Genomic DNA, 19,171 nt, shown 5'->3' with positions numbered 1-19,171 from the left:
TTTTAGTTATGGCCAAAAAGATGGTTTCCTATTAGTTCCTCTCGTGGTACAATCGCCACATTTTCTAACTGTGCCTGTATAGCCCAGTAATGCTCCAGATTGGCTAAAAACTTCTTCAATTGCGATATAATTTCCATTTGCGAATATGCTCGCTGCTCTATTGACAGGAATCGTATCTGGCACATTACAGTCCTCAGACTGTTCAACTCGCCAATTAGGGAGCTCAGATTTAGAAATAAAAATGCGCTTTGTTTTTAACTCCCCAGCGCTTATGAATCCAATAACCGGTTCAGAAGGATTTTTGACATTTCTTATATTACCAGTTAATTGAGAAGGAAGTGCATCAAATATCGTCCCTAAGCTTTCTGTATTTCGTCTTAAGTTTTCCCAAAATTCAAATGCCTCCTTGGTAAGTACACTCTGCTTCACGAGTATACTATACTTGTCGGTAAATTTTTCGGAAGTTGAAGGAATAAAGACAAGAGGTTGTTTATTAATTACATCGCTCTCGAGTTTTACGGAAGAGCCTAAGAAGATTTCACTAGCAATTCCAGTGGCCCAACACCTGTATATATCCTCTGTATCTCTATTACGTAACCTTAAGCCATTTGCCCCCCATATTAAGGAAGAATTATACCTAGCATTAAAAATCCACGTTTCTTCAAAATCCCATTTGTAATACCTTGAACTATTGGTATTATCCCTAGTATTTAGATAAATTTGAACGCCGTTAGGTTTTGCTTCCCAATTTATCGACTCAATTGCGGGAGACAACTTCGCTTCAGTGAAATCACTTACATATTCATTCCCTTTAGACTTAATTCTAACTCTATACTTCTTACCTGAAATTAAATTAAGTACTGCGGATTCATACACGCCTAAACCCTTTTCTGCCAAAGAGTATATCTGATTAGCGTTATCTTCTATTGTTACTGAAGCGCCATTTTCTGGTATACTAGTAACATTTTGTGACAAAGAAACTGTTCGGCTGAGCTTAATCTGTGTTCTTTCACTACCCAATGTAATTAAACCCTCTACTACTAGCAGATTTTGATTGTTTTCCTTTAAATCGGGTGAGAATTTTTCCTTACAACCAATGAAAAAAATCAATATCAAAAACCAAGGATATTTGTTAACCACTCCCATATTAAAATCTAATATTATAATTGACAAAAGGTATTGCTGTTGCAAATATTGAAAGATTGTAGCCGTTAATTACACCAGAATCTTGCGTGAAAAAAGTTGAAAAAACATTTCTTCTTCCGGTAACATTGTAAACTCCAAAAGTCCAAGAGTTGTGCAGTAACTGTTTCACTTTGTGATTTCCCTCAATATTTAATGATACGTCCATCCTTAAATAATCCGGAACCCTATAAGAATTTCTATCTGAATAATAAACACGTTCACTGCCTGCATAGTAATACTTTGCAATTGGCAATGTGATAGGTCTACCAGTACTATAGGTAAAATTCAGCGAAAAATGATAGCGTTGTTTGATTTTATAATTACCTGTAAAGTTAAAGGAGTGTGGCTTATCATAGTTAGCTGGGTAATACTGGCCGCCATTTACTAAAGGCCCTTCAGTAATATCATCCATTTTAAGAAGAACTTTGGAATAAGCGTAGCTTACCCAGCCATTTAATTTGCCCGTGGTTTTCTTCACGAAAAACTCTACTCCGTAGGCCTTACCGTTAGTTTTGATTACGTCCTGCTCAATTGCCTGGTTCATAATCAACGTAGCACCGCTTTTATAATCTAGAAAATCTCTTAAACGTTTAAAATATGTTTCCACAGATGTCTCAATAGTTTTAGACGCAAACGTTCTGTAGATACCCAGTGAAACTTGAGATCCTTTTTGCGGGCTAATATTGGGATCGCTTAGTTTCCAAACATCTGTAGGCGCTACAGCGGTTGTATTGGAAAGTAAGTGTATATATTGGATTAGCGTATTATAGGATGCCTTTAGAGAAAGATCATCAGTAAAGCTATATCTACCTGCTAAACGAATTTCTGGACTTTGATAAGTTTTAATTATTCGATTATTCGAATAGCTCTCCGTGCTTAAAATATTTACATCGGTTTTCGGTTGCCCTTCTGCGTAGACATTTAATACACGTGGCCCAAGCATGTTGTAAATAGAGTATCTCAAACCTAGGTTAACTGTCAAACGCTCGTTTACCTTAAATTCATCTCCAAAATATAATGCAGTTTCTAATGCTTTCTCTTCTTGTAATGTTTCTTTTTGAACTAACGAAGTACCTCCTAACGGGTCGAACTTACCTGGCTGTATGTTATATCCAATACTCGATATACCGAAGTTAAGTATATGGTTATCATTAAAGATATATTTAAAATCTGCTTTAACGTTGGCTTGACCAACATTGAATTTCAGTGTATAAGCGTTAACAAGATTAGCATCGCTTTCTATTTTATAGGCGTAATTATCCAAGGCGGCTTTAAAACTAGCTCTTAACCTAGGATTAATCCTTTTTCGCCACTCGAAGGATAAGTTGCGATTGGTATAGTTGTAACTTGTATCAGAGTTTAACTTGAAGTTATCTCGGCTAGTGTAAGCGGTAAGATTTAAATCATTGCGGTCATCAAGTTTATGACTAATTCCAAAATTCAAATCATAAAATGAGGCACGGCTATTCTTATATTCTGCCGGCAATAAATCCAAGAGCCAATTAGAGTAAGTTCCCCTACCTGCCAAAATAAACGATGTTCTACCGCTATCAATTGGAGCCTCTACACTAAACCTGCTCGTAATCATTCCAATACCGGCAGATCCTTTTAACTTTGTCTTATCTCCTTCTCTATTTTGCACCTCTAAAACCGATGCCAACCTTCCACCAAATCTCTCTGGAATTGTACTTTTATAAAGCTGCACCTCTTTAACAACATCTGGGTTGAATGCTGAAAAAAAGCCAAAAAAATGAGAAGGATTATAAATAGTGGAGTTATCTAATAGGATCAAGTTATTATCTACAGATCCTCCCCTAACATTAAAACCTGTACTTGCTTCGCCTACCGACTGCACGCCAGGTAGCGTAAGTACCACCCGCAGGATATCTGGTTCACCAAATACTGCAGGCACCTGCTTGATACTGGCAATGGTGAGTTTATTTACGCCCATTTCCAAATTTTTTAATGCCGAACTTCGTTGGGATAAAATATTTATCTCTCTCAGCATCTCCACATTTTGCTTAATCTCCAGGTTTAGCTTTCCGTCACCGTAAATCATTACCTGTCGCTTAGCCATTTTATATTCTACAGCAGTAATTGTTAAATAATTTAAGCCTAATGGAAGTGTAATGATATATAGTCCAGCACTATCACTGGTAACGTTTATCTTATTGTCCGCGGAACTTATTTTAGCTCCAGGGATGGGATTTTTCGTAGCTTCATCCAACACGTAGCCTACAACTGCGGCGGTGCCTACTTTGGTGTTATTATTTCTTATTCCAACTTCGTACAACTTGTTAAAAACCTTTGCGCCATCAACGGTATTAGTGCTAGGTAGCTGACGATTTGCGATGTCATTTTCTTGTTTAAGATTTGAAATATCGAGCCTAATTCCTTTTGTTAAGAAAAAACTCTCATCGTAAACAAAAAAATTAATAGCAGTATTACTTAATACCTCTTTAACAACATTATTTAAGGTTGAATTTGAGATACTTTTCGAAACAAAAACCCCATCTAAATCGGATGGTTGGTAGTAAAACTTAACGCTGGACACTTTTTCTACTTGTTCAAATACCTTTACAAGTGGGGTATTATTAAAGTTAAAACTATAAGTTTTCTCACGCTCTTGTGAAAAAAGAAGAAAGGGAATTGCAATAAGAATGTATGTTAAAAATAACTTACAATTGACTTTAATTAGATGAGCGGTCATAAAATTTGCCTAGTTCAACGAGAGTTTCTACTGGATTTTTTTTGAATTTGAGTTGATTTTTTTTGATATATATCTTCATTTCATTCCTAAGAGAAGGAAATAAATTAATGAAAGATTTTTCACTATTAATTTTTATTAAATCATCATTAGCCAGCAAAACAAAGTACTCAGACTTAAGCGGAAAATCCTTTCGAGCTCCATAGGTGTCAACAATGTCTTTTACTTGCTTGTCATGCTTAATCAAAACTTTGATTTTGCCATTATAAGCTTGCTCAAAGAAGCCTGTATTTGAAACAGTCCCTTTGTTATCTTTTCTAGGTAAATTGATAAACTGGCGATCCAGCAATTTAAAATAAGAAACTCGATCATTAATGAACGTAAACTCACTAACGCTATCTGCAGCTAAACTAATCAACTTTTGTTTAACTAGATCGTACATTAACGGCACTTTTTTAAAAAGGTAACCGTCATAAACAACATCTCCTTCATCAAATTTAATCTCCTTACTAAAATACGGGCTGCTAAGTAGCTTACCTCCGTAACCTAAGTAAGATGGACCATTAAATAAACGTATTTGAGGAGATAATTTGTGATTAAAGTGATCAACTAAAATTTGCTCCGTAACAAGATCTGCACGTTGCGCATGAGTGGTCATGCTTAAGCCTAACATTATAAAAAAGAGGCTCAACTGGTTAACTAATTTTCTCATATCTGCAACTAGCATATGAAGACAATAAAAATCCCGGCAACAAAGTCGCCGGGATTTCTACTATTCTTTAGCCTTAAGTATTAAGGGTTTTGCGGTCCAATATTTGGATTTGCATTTATTTCGTCTCTAGGGATTAAGAATAAAAACCTACTGTCGCCTGCAGGAATCAACATTACGTTGTTTACTGAAGTTGCAGTGTAGTTAGGCACTACTGTACGGTCTAATGGAAGATTTAGCCTTTTTAAATCTAAGTATCTAAATCCTTCGCCCCATAGTTCAACCCTACGATTTACCATAATCTCATCAATTAATGCCTGCCCTGTGTTAGTAGATTTAACTGCAGTTAAATCTCTTCTTGACACTAAAGCGAATAATGCATTTTGAGCAGCTAAATCTTGTCCACCGCTTCTTGCGTAAGCTTCTGCCAAGATAAGGTGCATTTCAGCACTTCTCATCCAAGGAAAATCTCCCAATGATGGATCACCAACAGCTTTAACAGAGAATTTTCTGCTCATGTAAGGTACTCTTACGAATGCCGTTGTAGGAAGAGGGAAGTTAGCAGTAGTTGGCGCTGGCTCCCACATTTTCTTTCTCACATCATTTGCACCAATTAAGTTGTATAATGCTGAGTTGATTCTTTTAGGCGTACCACGTTGATAAGTTGTGTTAGCATTATATGCAATTTGAGCATAATAAGAACCAAAGGTATCACCTTGCTCAGTTGTTGGGTTACTACCCCACATGTACTCAGATAAAGCAAGGTTATTAAATCCTGTTTGGTAATCTGCTTGACTCATTAATGGATAAGCATTACCATCAACAACTTCTTTTGCATATTTAATTGCATTAGGATAATCCTGCATTGTTAAGGCAACTCTTGCTCTTAAGCCCTTAGAAACCCAAACATTGATGTGTGTTTTGTTAGGTACAGTGGTTACGTTCAAAGCAATTGCATCGTCAAGATCTTTTACGATTTGTGCATAAACTGTTTCAACGCTCACTCTAGGCATTCTAGAATCTGAAGGAGATAAAGGCATTGGAACTGCTAACTGGTTATTTGGTTTTGCAGCTGCGTTGTATCTAGTTCCGTAAAATTGAACTAGATAAGAATAAGAATATGCCCTTAGCGTTAATGCTTCAGCTTTAACTCTATTTCTTTCCGCTTGTGTACCCTCAGCCTTGTCAATGTTAGCAATAATATAATTTGCATTACCAATCATACGGAAGAAAGTACGATAGTAGTATAAATTACTTGCCGCATTATCTGTACGGGCAGCTACGTAGTTACCTTCACCAGTAGAAGTAAACCATGTAGCGTTCGCTTGATGGAGATCTTCGCCCATGTGATCAATACCTAATAGTATTCCTGCTACACCTGGCTTTCCTTGAGCATTACTTGATGTTGTTGTTGTTCTTTCGAACATATATCTATAAATACCGTTCAATGCTACACTAGCATTTGCGGTAGTAGTAAAAATTGAAACATTATCAACTTTATCTGTAGGCTTGGTTTCTAGGTAATCCTTTTTACAACCAGAAATAGTCATAAACGAACTAACAACCAAAGCGCCAAAAACTATCTTTTTCATATAAATTTAAATTAAAAATTAAAATGAAGCATTAACGCCTACGCTTAAAATTCTCGCTTGAGGGAATACGTTGGCATTAGTACCATCAAATGATTCTGTAGGATTTAGACCTTTTCTAGATGAAAACAAGTGTAAGTTTTCTGCTGTAACAAATATTTTAGCAGTTTTTAAGTCCACTTTGCTTAACATCGATTTTGGTAAGCTATATGAAAGATTGATATTACGTAATGCTAAATATGAAGCGTCTACCAACCAACGTGTTGAAGCCGCATTAATGTTATTAGTATTACCAACATCATATCTAGGGATGCTAGCACTAGTATTACTTGGAGTCCAAGCGTTTAATAAGTCTTTATGTAATGCACCACCATAAGATGCTCCACCCATTAAACCTGCATAAACACCATCATAAAATTTACCACCGATTTGATAATTTAATAAAATCGATAAACCGAAATTTTTATAAGTGAAGTTATTGTTCAATGATCCGATCATATCTGGAATTGCACTTCCCGATCTTGCGAACAATGCATTTGATTGTACTGTTACATACTCAATACCATTAACGGTTCTTTTTGCAGTAGCTGCAATTGTTGTGTTATAGTCAGGAACGTAAAGAGCAGCACCATCTGTAGGATCTACTCCTGCATATTGTCTCAACCAAAACTGATAGTAATCATAGCCTACTTCTCTTCTCTTAGTACCGCTAACAATAGTAGGTGTTTCTACTGGTAATTTGGTAACTCTATTTTTCAAGAATGTTGCATTTGTAACTACGTTCCATTTGAAATCTGCAGATCTAAATACATCTCCACTTAACATAATCTCAAAACCTTGATTATACATCGAACCAACATTTTGTTGGATAGTTGTAACAGGATCTGATAATGGTTGTGGTACGCTGAATAATAAGTCATTTACATTTTTTCTGAAAAACTCCACTTCACCTGAAAGTCTGTTTTTAAACAATGAAAAACTTACACCAGCATTTAAAGTGTTTTGAGACTCCCATTTTAGATTTGGATTAGCTGCACTAACTAGTAATGCTCCTGGCTCTGTACCGTTATTCCATCCTAATTCATAAAATGCTCTATCTAAATAATATCCGTCCAAAGCATTATTACCTACCTCACCATATGAAGCTTTCAGCCTCAAATCATCTAACCAATTAGCTCCTTTAAAGAAATCTTTATTAACTGCCCATGAAGCACCTAATGAATAAAACACACCCCATCTCACATCTTTTGCGAATCTTGAAGTACCATCTGTTCTTAACGATGCATCAAAGAAATATTTTTCCTTGAAGTTATAGGCAAATTTAGAGAAATAAGACTCTATTCTATCATTATCTGCTTGTCCGCCAGACGAGTTATTATTTACGAAATTTGGAAATTCAGTGTTTCCTTCTAGCGTCAACTGTGTACGGCTAGCACTGAAAGTTCTATAGTTATAATCGTAATTTTCGTGTCCAACAAGGGCAGAAATCGTATGATCTTTAATTTGTTTATCGTATGTTAAGATTTGATTAAATGTATAACTACGAGTTACAGCATTACTTTGGAACTTATAGCCTTTCTGAGTTTGTCCATCTCCAACAATTGGATTCCAGTAAGTGTTACCATTGCTGTTTCTGATATCAATACTTATCGAAGGCGTGAATTTGAAATCTTTCAAGAATTTAACCTCTACGTAAGATCTTGCTCCTAATTGATTTCTTCTTGAGATGTTTTCATTTAACAAAGTCTCATACAGAACATGTCTACCTGGAGAAGCTCCCTGTGGACGTGTAAGTGCTCCTGGATGAAGACCATAATCATACCACTGCTCGCCAGTTAACGGGTTGATGATCGGTTGTCCAGCTGCATCAAAAGCACGTACTGGATAAATTGGGCCCATACCTCTAGCAAAGCTAAATGCATTCACAAAGCTACTTCCGTTTCCAGTTGCTGCATCACTTGCGTTATTAACGGTTGTTAAAATTCCGGATAAATTCAATCCTGTTTTTAACCACGGTTTAACTTGCGAGTTTACATTCATTCGGGCATTAAACCTTTTGAAATCAGAACCAATGATGAAACCTTGATCGTTTAGATAGCCTAAAGAAACATAGTAATCAGATTTATCATTACGGCCAGACAAGCTCATGTTCGCATCAGTACGTACACCAGATCTTGTCATTGGTTTATACCAATCAAAATCATTGTATAGTAAACTAGCATTAGGATTTAACTTGCCATCAGTACCTACAACTTGACCGCCCGGTACATTAAATGGATTATAAACCAAGTTAGTGAACACGTCTGCAGATGCCTTAGTAGCAGCTGCCGCTTCAGCAAGCGCTGGAGAAGCCGTATACATTAAGTTGTTTTTAATTCCTTGCCATACTAATGGATAGTACTGATAAGCATCAACTCTGTCATACTCAGGGATACCTCTTTCTGAATAACCTTGAACTACGCTAGCTGAAAGCTGTGGCTGTGCTGACTTTCCTCTCTTAGTTGTGATGATTACAACACCATTTGCACCTCTAGATCCATACAATGCAGAAGATGATGCATCTTTTAAAACTGACACACTTTCAATGTCATTTTGATTGATATCACCAATACTTCCATCATACACTGATCCGTCTAAAACGTATAGTGGGCTGTTAGAAGCTGAAAAGGATCCGAATCCTCTAATCCTAACACCAGCAGAAGCTCCTGGCTGACCATTAGACGCTAGTACGTTAATACCTGGTGCCGCACCCTGAAGTGCCGCGGTTACGTTAGTAATAGGTCTATTTTCTAGATCAGCTGCAGATAAAGATGATACTGAACCAGTGATTGCTTGTTTTTTTGCAGTTCCATAGGCTACTACAACAACTTCACTAAGGCTTTTTGAATCAGCACTAAGAGATACATTAACTGTGCTTCCAGCTCCTATAGCTATATCCACAGTTGTAAAACCTATAGAGCTAAACTCTAAAGTTTTTGCAGTTGACGAAACAGATAAGGAAAATTTACCAGTAGCACTAGTAGACACACCTACGTTAGTTCCTTTTACTTTTACACTCACTCCCGGGAGAGGCATGCCATCTTCCTTAGAAGTAACTGTACCCGTGATTGTTCTATTTTGCGCAATTGCTGTTGATGCAATAAATAGCAAAATGAACAAACTTCGTAGAAGTTTTTTCATAAATTTTTTTAATTAGGTTAGTTAATAATTATTTAGCTACGAATATAGATATAACACATTCGTTACACAAACTTTTATTTAACATTTTTTAACATGCAAACTGATTTATCCGAATTTTAAAAAATAATACCACCTTTTGGTGTGCTTCCCGCGGGTTCGGAGAACAAAAAAGTCGCCCTTGAGGGGCGACCATATTTTCAATTGACGCATTGATAAACGCCAATAATAACTGTTAAGCTTACATTACAAAGTGTTATAGTAATCCAGGATTTTAGCTAAATCCTCATCTTTTTTAACGTTAAGCTTATTTTTGGAAATAAATTCTTTAACCTGAGCTTCTTTCTCGTTGAATTGAGATAATATGCTGTTGTCTTTTTTCACTTTCATTGGCATTTTTGAATCATTTACCAGGTAATAGCCAAAATTCTCTTTGAATACCTTTTTGTTAGGAGCATTGTATTCTGTAACCTCCATAATGGTTTTATTTACTTTTTTCAGCAATTTAACCTTGTTATCTGCACTGCCCAAAACTTCGTAGAAAGTTACTTTCGAGTTTCCGTCAACTGGTTCGAAACCCGCCTGAAAAGTTCTGCCATTAACAGTAAAGCTTCTTACGGCATCAGAAAACAGCATTTCATTTCCACTTTGAGGGCTTTTAAAATAAATTTCCCCAGATTCTAAATTAAATTTCAACGGTATTGACTTAACTACCCTGTTGGAAGCAAATATTACACTGCCATTCATCCAATCTTTAAACAAAAACGGTGTCCCTTCCACTTCAGCATATTTCGAATCTTTTCTTAGCGCCGTTCCTGAGACATCACTCATATACAACTCTTGCGCATTCAAGTTGTAAGCGTAGCTAATAAAAAACAACGCACCAACCACCAATTTTAAACCAAAAATTTTCATACTTATATCTTTTGTCCTATTCAAATATAACGTTTTGTTTCCAAAAAAAACCCCATTTCACAATGCGAAATGGGGTTTTTTTAGAAAAATCTTGTATATTCTTATTGAATATAACCTGGATTTTGAACAATAGTTTTATTCACATCTCGTTCAGCTTGTGGGATAGGACCAATCCTGAAGTTATTACTATAAGGAATACTTGTTAAATTGTAAGTTCCACCAACTCTAGTAATATCTCTTTTCAATCTGGTTAGGTCATATGATCTATCTCCTTCAAACGCCAACTCTTTTCTTCTTTCAGTGATAATATCCTCTATTAACTGAGTTCCAGTAGAAATATATACCAATGAAGGATCTCTTTGAGCGATTAGTGTATTTAATAGCGTAAGTGCTCTAGGCTCGGTTGCTACACCTAATCTAGCCGAAGCCTCAGCTGCGATCAAATAAACTTCAGATAGTCTAATCACTTTTTTATCGTCCCTATCTGCAGCTACAGATTTATATTTATTAACGATATAAGCAACAGCCTCTCCGCCTGCACGAGAACCAACTGTAACTAGCGCTTTTCTCACATCCGTAGCATTATATAAGTTATATAAAGTTGGATTAACTAACAAATCTCCGTAACCTGCTTGTAAGTACATATAAGCAAGCTCATCGGTACCAGCATTTAAAGTTGCATCTGCAGATACTTCGAATAAGGTTTCAACTTTATTTGTTGCTCCATTACCTGCCAAGTTATTCCAATATCCTGGAAAATTAGCTGCTGTAACCAAAGTAAAACCGCCGTTAGTGATAACATCGTTTGCAAAGTCGTAAGCCTGCTGGTTTAGTCCCTGATATAAAGAAACTTTAGCTGCTAACGCTCTAGCTGCAAACTTCGAAAACCTGTTAGAGCCAGTATACTGAGTCATCAGCGTGTAGGCTTGCTGTAGATCATTCTGAATGAATGTATAAACTTCAGCAACTGTATTTCTATCTGGCTTTAACGCTGGATCATATTTTGTAACGATAGGAACGCCTGGACCACCAGGGTTATCTGTAAAAGGTCTAGCGAATGTTCTAACTAAGTTGAAGTACATCAACGCCCTTAAAGCATAAGCCTCTCCTTTATATTGATTAACGGCAGCGTTAGAAGGCAAAGCTGAGTTGATGATATTGTTAGCCCTTAAAATAGCAGTATATGACTCAGTCCACATTGCTGTGTACTCTGCATTTGCAGCGGTAATCACATATTGGTCCCAAGCAAAAAAGCGTCCAGAGTTTTTAGTAGAAATGAATACATTGTCAGCAGATAAATCTCCGATTACCTGTATATTTCTTCCAAAAAGATTCGCACTTCTTAAACTTGCATATGTTCCCCTTAGTGCAGCTAACATATCTGATTCACTCGCTAACGCGGCCTCAGGAGTAATTTGAGTATAAGGTTCTTGATTTAAAAAATCTTTTGAACAAGAACCTAAAAGCCCTATTGCAACAATTCCGGACAGTAGAACTTTATTTAATTGTAATTTCATTTTCATTTTTCAAGAAGTTTTAATTAAAAACCAATGTTTACACCAACTGTAAACGTTTTAGGGATATAAACATCAAAATTCGATCCACCGCCGATGCCTCCAGCTTCAGGATCCCATGGAAGATCTTTGTCTTTAACCCAAGTTAACAAATTAACACCTCTAACATAAATTTTCGCACTTGCTACATTAAGACGTGAGATAAATTGCTTAGGAACTGAATATCCTAAAGTAACCTCTCTTAGTCTCATGTAATCGCCTTTATATAAGAAGCGATCAGACAAACTATTAGAGCTTAAAGCACCGCCATAAACGTATTTAGGAACATCTGTTTGCGTATTTTGAGGAGTCCATCTATTTAACTGATAAGCAGTTCTATTAAATGTTGCGTTATAACCATCTGATTGAGTATAATTAGCCCAACCATCACGTACAAGGTTACCAAAGTTATAGTACAACAATGCATCTAAACTAAAGCCTTTATAAGTAAATGTTGAACCAACGCTACCAAAATAAGTAGGCGATGCCGAACCAGCGATACCTCTCTTAGCTGAAGCATAAGTTGAAGTAGTTGCTGTTTTTGTATCATCAGTATACCAAAGTGGAGCTCCATTTGCTGGATTTACACCTGCCCATAATGGCACATAAAATGTTTGATAATCCAACCCTACACGTCTAATGAATGGACTAGCTAATTGCTCTTGGTTATTAACAAGTGCTAGGATTTCATTTTTATTGTGTGAGATATTGAAAGAAGCCTCCCATTTAAAGTCTCCAGCGATAACAGGTGTACCGCTTAAAGAAACCTCATATCCTTTATTTCTTAAAGCACCTACGTTATTTACGAAACTTGAGAAACCTGAAGTTCTTGATAAAGGCTCATTAAGTAAAAGACTGCTGGTTTTACGAGTATACCATTCCAAAGTAACATTTAATCTGCCTTTGAACATGCTGGCATCTAAACCGATATCTAAAGGTCTGTTTTCTTCCCAAGTTAATGGTAAATTACCTACAGTTACAGGCGCACTACCAGTTAAACCTTGATAGTTATATGCCGCACCGTAACCATAAAGTGGTCTCCAGTCGTAGTTACCAATATCGGCATTACCATTTTTACCATAAGATCCTCTAAGTTTTAATTGGCTTAACCAAGAAACACCTTTTAAGAAATCTTCTTGATCGATATTCCAAGATGCACCAACTGACCAAAAGTTACCATAGCGGTTATCAGCACCAAATCTTGAAGAACCATCTCTCCTGAATGATCCAGATAACACATATTTACCTTTATATGAAACATCTCCCAATGCTAACATAGACGCAAAGGTGTAATCACTGTTAGATCCTGTTGCAGTGTTATAAACTGAACCTGCAGAAGGCACAATGATATTTGTATTTAAAGGTAATGTGTAAGCAACTGTATTAGAGAAATAAGTTGATGATTTTTGAGCTTCGTAACCTGCTTTAACGTTGAAAGCTAAAGACTCATCAGAAAGAAGCTTGAACGAGTAATCTGCAAGGTTTGTCCAAACCCAGTTGAAATAACGCGTATAATATCTACCAGCTCTTCCCGAGTCGTTTCTACCATCTCCATGATAAGGGTTATTATAAGTATCCTCTTCATTTACGTTATAATCTATACCATATTTAGTGGTAAATTTTAAATTAGGTAAAATTTGATAAGATGCTGATACTGTACTTAAGCCTTTAAAGAAGTTAGAGTTTCTTTTATCATATTGAGCTACATATAACGGGTTAAATAATGAACCCGGTGCAAAGTATGACGATGAAATATTTGGATTAACTCCATCAGCTTCGTAAGGATTGAAACTTGGCAATAAAAAGTAAGCAGTTAACACTGGGTTGGCAAACAATCCGCCGTTACCAGGACCTTTTTGGTTAGAATTAGATCCTACCAAGTTAGCAGTAATAGTTAACTTATCAGTAGCCTTGTGAGTCAAGTTAACATTACCTGAATATCTGCTAAATTCTGATGCGATAACAGTTCCTTGTTGTTGGAAATATCCAGCCGACACGTTGAATTGAGTTTTCTCATTTCCACCATTTGCAGAGATATTATACTGCGCTTGCTTACCTTCTCTAGTAACTTGATCAATCCAGTTGGTATTAATTCCAGCTCCAGTATTAAAGTTAGCATCAACAAATGCACCAACGTTTGCTGGAGTAAGACCGTAAGCACTTACATAAGCAGGAGCATTCAACAACCCTTCAGCTGTCAAAGTTCTCCACTCATCGTTAGTCAAAGGTCTGTTTCTCTCATTAAGATATCCAACTTTTGCAGTTCCGTATTCAGCATCTGCTCTAAACTTAGTTGCGCCAGCCTTACCTTTTTTGGTAGTTACAACGATAACGCCGTTAGCTGCTCTTGCTCCATAAATTGAAGCCGCAGAAGCATCTTTTAAAACTGTAATTGTCTCAATGTCGTTCGGGTTGATACCTGCTAAAGCATTGGCGGTTGTAGTAGCTCTAGATAAGTCTCCGCTATTGATTGGAATACCATCAATAACGTACAAAGGCGCCGCACCTGCGGTGAATGAACCAATACCCCTAATCCTAACCTGCTGAATTGCACCTGGCTGTCCAGATCCTCCGATAGATTGCAAACCAGGAACCCTACCCTGCAAAGCTTTATCAAACGATGTTAACGGCTGGTTTTCAAGAGTTTCTCCGCTAACCTGCGCAACAGCACCTGTTTGATTTAGTTTTGTTGTTGTACCATAGCCAGTAACAACAACCTCTGTCAAGGCTTTAGAATCTGCCGACAATGCCACATTAACTGTGTTTGATGAACCGATACTAACAGACTGGGCTACGTACCCTAATGACGAAAATTCTAAAGTGGTAGCATTAGCAGCAACAGATAATGAAAATTTTCCATTTGCTCCTGTAGATGCACCTACATTGGATCCCTTCACTTTTACACTCACTCCTGGCAACGGCAGTCCATCTTCCTTAGAAGTAACCGTACCAGTAATTGTTCTATTTTGCGCCATTGCCGATGAGGCAACAAAAAGCAAAATGAACAAACTTTGTAGAAGTTTTTTCATAAACTTTTTAAAAATTTAGGTTAGTTAATAATTAATTTAGACCTAAATATATACACCTTTTAAGTGTAACGCAAATTTTGTTTAACATTTTTTAACAATTTAACATAATTTTCGGATATGTAACTAAAAAGTGATATCAAAAGATATTTTCAACAATCTGTTTCATCACAAATTGATCTTACAATGATAACGCACAACATCTTGCATGAGAAACTCAAACTAAAAAGGAATATTTTTAAGATGATATGGCAACCTAATTATGCTTTTCGTTAGTGAAATTGAGGGATTTTGAAACAACAACAATACGCTATAAAAAACGAAAGGGCCATTCGATTTCGAATGGCCCTTGTTGTAAGTAACGTTTAGAACATCATTTCTTACCAACGCGTAGTTAGCATGATAGCTGTGAAGTATGATTGAATAAAATCGACCTACAAAAACACCGCATTTACCATCATCTTTTTCCCCGCTTCCCAGAAATTTCTAAAAATAATACCTGTTGATATGTAGTATACTTGCCCCTTTCCGATTTCTTGTTGAGCATATAAAGTTCCTTCAGCAATTTTTCGCTTTACCTTTTCTCCCACCAAGCCCGCAACGTAGCTGTCGGGTTTTAAGTGGCCAACGTTATAACCATTTTCCAAAGGTTCATAAATGTTGCCATCGGTTTTTAGCGTATAATAAAACTTGCCAAGACCAAAAGTTAATGGATGTGATTGGTCCAAGTACACCTTGTAAATAGCACCAGGAATGGATGCACTAAAATCATCGTGGTCACGAGCTGCGTAAGGATTCGAATTTTTGTTGTCATTATTTTTTGGTTCTTCCTTACGTTTAATCGAAAATGGCTTCTTGCCAACAAACGATCCAATGGCATCTTCCATTAAGATAAGTTTACCGCCAGCACTTACCCAAGCAGCCAATTGTTCTGCCAGCTTATCTGAGTAATATCCATCTGGAACTATTAAAGTATTAATTTTATTAACGTCCAAATTTCCAGCCGAGCCAACATTAATAGTGGTAATCTGCATTGACAAATCTTGTTCAAAAAAGTGCCAAACCTCGCCAAGCGATTGTGACGATACTTCATTGCCTGCCAGAACGGCAACTTTAGGCTCAGCTAAAACACGATAGACGTTGGATCCAAAATCTTTACCCTTTTCTACAAAGCCAGTACTCAAGGTTTTAACATCTACGTTTAAATTTGCAAGCAACTTCTCCAACTGCCCTTGAAAATTTGGATTCTTTCTCTCATTTTCTGCACGATAAACCAATAAAGTTCCAGCTCTATACACTACACCGCCGATGGTGAATGCTTGTTCTGCCATCCTAACTTTAATGCCCTTCTGTTGCAAAGCTAATAAAGCCTTCGCGTCTTCCATTCCATCCCATGCTAAAACCCATGCATAAGGTTTTGTATTATTTGAAGTAGTTCTTTTTGGCGCTTCGATAAATGGATAAGCCCCCGTTAAACTCTCTTTTACGCCATAAGCTTTTAAGCCATAAGCATAGGGTAATGCCCAAGCGGTAATATCGTAAGTGTTAGAATCAGAAACAGCAGTTTGTGGCTCGAAAAGAATATTGGCAATGACACCGTGTTTTTGGGCTAAATTGATTACCATATCATTCCGTTCCAACTTAAAAGCTTCGTTTTTTAAGGTCTCGTAATTGTAACCGTTCAAAGTTCTCTCTACCTTATCTGCCCCGAAGGTATAGCTGATGTTGTTTTTAGTAAGCAAATCGGCTAAGCTTCTTAACCGCGATAAGCTTTGTGCCTTTACTACATAACTTTTATACGTGCTGGTAGGCTGCAGACTTTTTTCGAAATATTTCCTAAACTCGGTTAATAGTTGTTCGGTATTGGCGGAGGTAGCCTCTAAAGTTGACATAGAAGTAGCAAAATGATGGGCTATACGATCTTTTAAAGTAAGCGTATCGCCACTTGCAGTTACAACGGCCAAACCTGCCCTAATTCCGCCCTGCTCATAAGTCATTCCAATAGCGCCATTATACATTGGATAAGTATCTCCATAAGAAGGATATAATAAGTCAAATCTTTCTTTGGTAAAATATTGCCAGCCATTTTCATCGAAGTACTTGGCGTTATTTTTACCAACTATTACTTGGAATTCGCGTTGCCAAGGTGTTACTGCTTGGTGTACGGGCTCAGCCGCTGGAGCAAAGTAATAAGGTTCGTTATAACTTTGTTCATGAAAATCAACATGTACCTGCGGCAGCCACTGATGGTATTGTTTGATACGTTGTTCTGTTTCAATTTGGGTTTGCCAAGCCCAGTCGCGGTTAAGATCGAAATAATAATGGTTGTACCTCCCTCCAGGCCAAGGCTCATAATGCTCTCTAGCGCTAGGATCTGGATTGGGCACATTACCTACTACACTATTATAATAATTTACATATCTATCTCTTCCGTCCGGATTTAAACATGGATCAATGATAACCACCGTATTCTTCAACCAAGCCTTCACTTTTTCATCTTTTGACTCCACTAAAGTATAAAGTACTTTCATTGCCGTTTCGGTTGAATTGGCTTCATTACCGTGTACATTGTAACTTAACCATAAAATAGCTGGTTGGTTGTTCAATTTAATTGTCCTATCATTATTAGATAGCGCAATGTTATTTTGCCTGATTTTCTCTAATCGTTCTATATTAGCTGCATCAGAAATTACCGCAAGCAGGAGCTCACGACCTTCATACGTTTTGCCATAAGTTTGCAGCTTAACCTTTGAAGTGGATTTTGCCGCTACCTCTTTGAAATAATCAACCACTTTTTGATGTGGCGTAAAATGCGTACCTAATTCATAACCCAAAAAGTTATCTGGGGTTTGAACTTGGGCATGCAGGGCGGGATATATCAATACACACCAAAATGAAAGTAGTATTCTTTTCATATTTCGAATTGTTTACTCAATTATACTAAAAGAATATTTGATTTCATGGAAGCATTCGTAATTTTACATTATACTTTTTTGAATTTATAACATGGTTAATATTGAGCAACTTTATCAGCATTACACAAAACATCCGGTTATTTGTACAGATACCCGTTCAATAACCCAAGGTTGCCTTTTTTTTGCTTTAAAAGGTGACAAGTTTGATGCTAATGAGTTCGCAGCAAAAGCCATTGATGCAGGCGCCGCCTTTGCCATTATTGATAATCCAAAATTTAAACAAAGCGAGCAGTTCATTTTAGTAGATGATGTGTTGAGTACCTTGCAAGCACTAGCAAGGCATCATCGCCAACAGCTACACATTCCAGTAATTGGTTTAACGGGCAGTAACGGAAAAACCACCACAAAAGAGCTGATTAGAGCGGTGCTTGCTGAACATTTTGAAGTGTTTGCCACTAAAGGAAATCTAAACAACCATATCGGCGTTCCAATTTCTATTTTGAGTATTACATCTGATATTGAAATCGCAGTAATTGAAATGGGCGCAAACCATCAGAAAGAAATCGAGTTTTTATGCAGCATTTCCCGACCTACTCACGGCCTGATTAGTAACGTTGGCATGGCGCATTTGGAAGGATTTGGAGGTTTTGAGGGCGTTAAAAAAGGCAAGGCAGAACTTTACGGCTATTTAAGCCATAGCAATGGTTACGCTTTTGTTAACGCAGCAAATCAAGATTTGATGGAAATGCTTGCCAAAGCGGGCGTTAAAAATGTGGTGCGTTATAATATTGACGAAGCTGGAACGGTAAAAGGTTTGCTAAAGCACAGCGATCCTTTAATTGAATTTGATTGGAGTTACAACGGCCAAACCCACCAAGCAAAGGCCAACTTAACTGGCACTTACAATTTTGAAAACATATTGGCCGCTATTGCCATTGGGTGCTTTTTTAAACTCAGCCCGGCTCAAATTAATAAAGGATTGGCTGATTATTTCCCAACTAACAACCGCTCACAGCTCACAAAAACTGATAAAAACACGGTGATTTGTGATTTCTACAATGCCAACCCGAGCAGTATGGCGGCGGCTATAGTGAACCTGAACAGCCTAACATCAAACCATAAAGTGGCTATTTTAGGAGATATGTTTGAGCTTGGAGACGAATCGGTAACGCAACATCAAAACATTGTAGAATTGGCTGCACAAAACGCTATAGCAACATTGATTTTTGTTGGACGTCACTTTTACAACGTTAAAGAAAAATATAACGGCAACTTTTTCGAAACACCTGCGGAAGCTGCCGATTTTATCAAAACACAGCAATGGGAAAATTCGTTGATCTTGTTAAAAGGTAGTCGCGGTATGGCGTTAGAACAGTTGCTGCCGCTTTTATAGGC

At 37.1% G+C, this 19,171-nt stretch carries 10 protein-coding genes; 1 reads left to right on the top strand and 9 read right to left on the bottom strand.

Features of this window, described 5'->3' with window-relative positions:
- Positions 1–6: 6 nt before the first annotated feature.
- From ACY2A0_RS08410 to ACY2A0_RS08370, 9 genes are all read right to left on the bottom strand, one after another.
- Positions 7–1,146 (bottom strand): DUF4249 domain-containing protein, encoded by a 1,140-nt coding sequence (locus tag ACY2A0_RS08410; protein ID WP_461791329.1) that lies wholly within the window; start codon positions 1,144–1,146, stop codon positions 7–9.
- 1 nt (position 1,147) lies between these two features.
- Complete coding sequence (locus ACY2A0_RS08405) at positions 1,148–3,895, bottom strand: TonB-dependent receptor (protein ID WP_461791328.1); 2,748 nt, start codon at positions 3,893–3,895, stop codon at positions 1,148–1,150.
- Positions 3,876–4,619, bottom strand: coding sequence for a hypothetical protein (locus tag ACY2A0_RS08400; protein WP_461791327.1), 744 nt, complete (start codon positions 4,617–4,619; stop codon positions 3,876–3,878). Before ACY2A0_RS08400 ends, ACY2A0_RS08405 begins: the two co-directional genes overlap by 20 nt.
- A 65-nt stretch (positions 4,620–4,684) precedes the next feature.
- Positions 4,685–6,193: a RagB/SusD family nutrient uptake outer membrane protein gene (locus ACY2A0_RS08395; protein WP_214434406.1), complete on the bottom strand. Its 1,509-nt coding sequence runs from the start codon at positions 6,191–6,193 to the stop codon at positions 4,685–4,687.
- 18 nt (positions 6,194–6,211) lie between these two features.
- Positions 6,212–9,370, bottom strand: a complete 3,159-nt coding sequence (locus ACY2A0_RS08390) for a SusC/RagA family TonB-linked outer membrane protein (protein WP_461791326.1) — start codon at positions 9,368–9,370, stop codon at positions 6,212–6,214.
- A gap of 243 nt (positions 9,371–9,613) precedes the next feature.
- Entirely contained in the window at positions 9,614–10,282 is a 669-nt protein-coding gene (locus tag ACY2A0_RS08385; protein ID WP_461789110.1) for a hypothetical protein, read from the bottom strand.
- Between the two features lie 101 nt (positions 10,283–10,383).
- Positions 10,384–11,805 carry a RagB/SusD family nutrient uptake outer membrane protein gene (locus ACY2A0_RS08380; RefSeq protein WP_461789109.1) on the bottom strand — a complete coding sequence of 474 codons (1,422 nt, stop codon included), beginning with the start codon at positions 11,803–11,805 and terminating at the stop codon, positions 10,384–10,386.
- Positions 11,806–11,822: 17 nt separating this feature from the next.
- Positions 11,823–14,864, bottom strand: a complete 3,042-nt coding sequence (locus tag ACY2A0_RS08375; RefSeq protein ID WP_461789108.1) for a SusC/RagA family TonB-linked outer membrane protein — start codon at positions 14,862–14,864, stop codon at positions 11,823–11,825.
- 431 nt (positions 14,865–15,295) lie between these two features.
- Positions 15,296–17,776, bottom strand: a complete 2,481-nt coding sequence (locus ACY2A0_RS08370; RefSeq protein WP_461789107.1) for a M14 family metallopeptidase — start codon at positions 17,774–17,776, stop codon at positions 15,296–15,298.
- A gap of 91 nt (positions 17,777–17,867) precedes the next feature.
- On the opposite strand from ACY2A0_RS08370, the gene ACY2A0_RS08365 reads away from it, so the two are divergent.
- The gene (locus tag ACY2A0_RS08365) at positions 17,868–19,169 is read left to right on the top strand and encodes a UDP-N-acetylmuramoyl-tripeptide--D-alanyl-D-alanine ligase (protein ID WP_461789106.1); all 1,302 of its coding nucleotides are present in this window, start codon (positions 17,868–17,870) and stop codon (positions 19,167–19,169) included.
- Positions 19,170–19,171: the final 2 nt, after the last annotated feature.

It is taken from the genome of Pedobacter sp. (genome assembly GCF_965249885.1).
GTDB lineage: Bacteria > Bacteroidota > Bacteroidia > Sphingobacteriales > Sphingobacteriaceae > Pedobacter.
Note: the sequence above shows the minus strand (reverse complement) of the source record. Positions and strands in the feature narration are given on the sequence as shown.

Bases quoted from the DNA above. Each gene is read 5' to 3' on its own strand.
- ACY2A0_RS08410 (WP_461791329.1), bottom strand. From the start codon at position 1,146: ATGGGAGTGGTTAACAAATATCCTTGGTTTTTGATATTGATTTTTTTC.
- ACY2A0_RS08405 (WP_461791328.1), bottom strand. From the start codon at position 3,895: ATGACCGCTCATCTAATTAAAGTCAATTGTAAGTTATTTTTAACATAC.
- ACY2A0_RS08400 (WP_461791327.1), bottom strand. From the start codon at position 4,619: ATGCTAGTTGCAGATATGAGAAAATTAGTTAACCAGTTGAGCCTCTTT.
- ACY2A0_RS08395 (WP_214434406.1), bottom strand. From the start codon at position 6,193: ATGAAAAAGATAGTTTTTGGCGCTTTGGTTGTTAGTTCGTTTATGACT.
- ACY2A0_RS08390 (WP_461791326.1), bottom strand. From the start codon at position 9,370: ATGAAAAAACTTCTACGAAGTTTGTTCATTTTGCTATTTATTGCATCA.
- ACY2A0_RS08385 (WP_461789110.1), bottom strand. From the start codon at position 10,282: ATGAAAATTTTTGGTTTAAAATTGGTGGTTGGTGCGTTGTTTTTTATT.
- ACY2A0_RS08380 (WP_461789109.1), bottom strand. From the start codon at position 11,805: ATGAAAATGAAATTACAATTAAATAAAGTTCTACTGTCCGGAATTGTT.
- ACY2A0_RS08375 (WP_461789108.1), bottom strand. From the start codon at position 14,864: ATGAAAAAACTTCTACAAAGTTTGTTCATTTTGCTTTTTGTTGCCTCA.
- ACY2A0_RS08370 (WP_461789107.1), bottom strand. From the start codon at position 17,776: ATGAAAAGAATACTACTTTCATTTTGGTGTGTATTGATATATCCCGCC.
- ACY2A0_RS08365 (WP_461789106.1), top strand. From the start codon at position 17,868: ATGGTTAATATTGAGCAACTTTATCAGCATTACACAAAACATCCGGTT.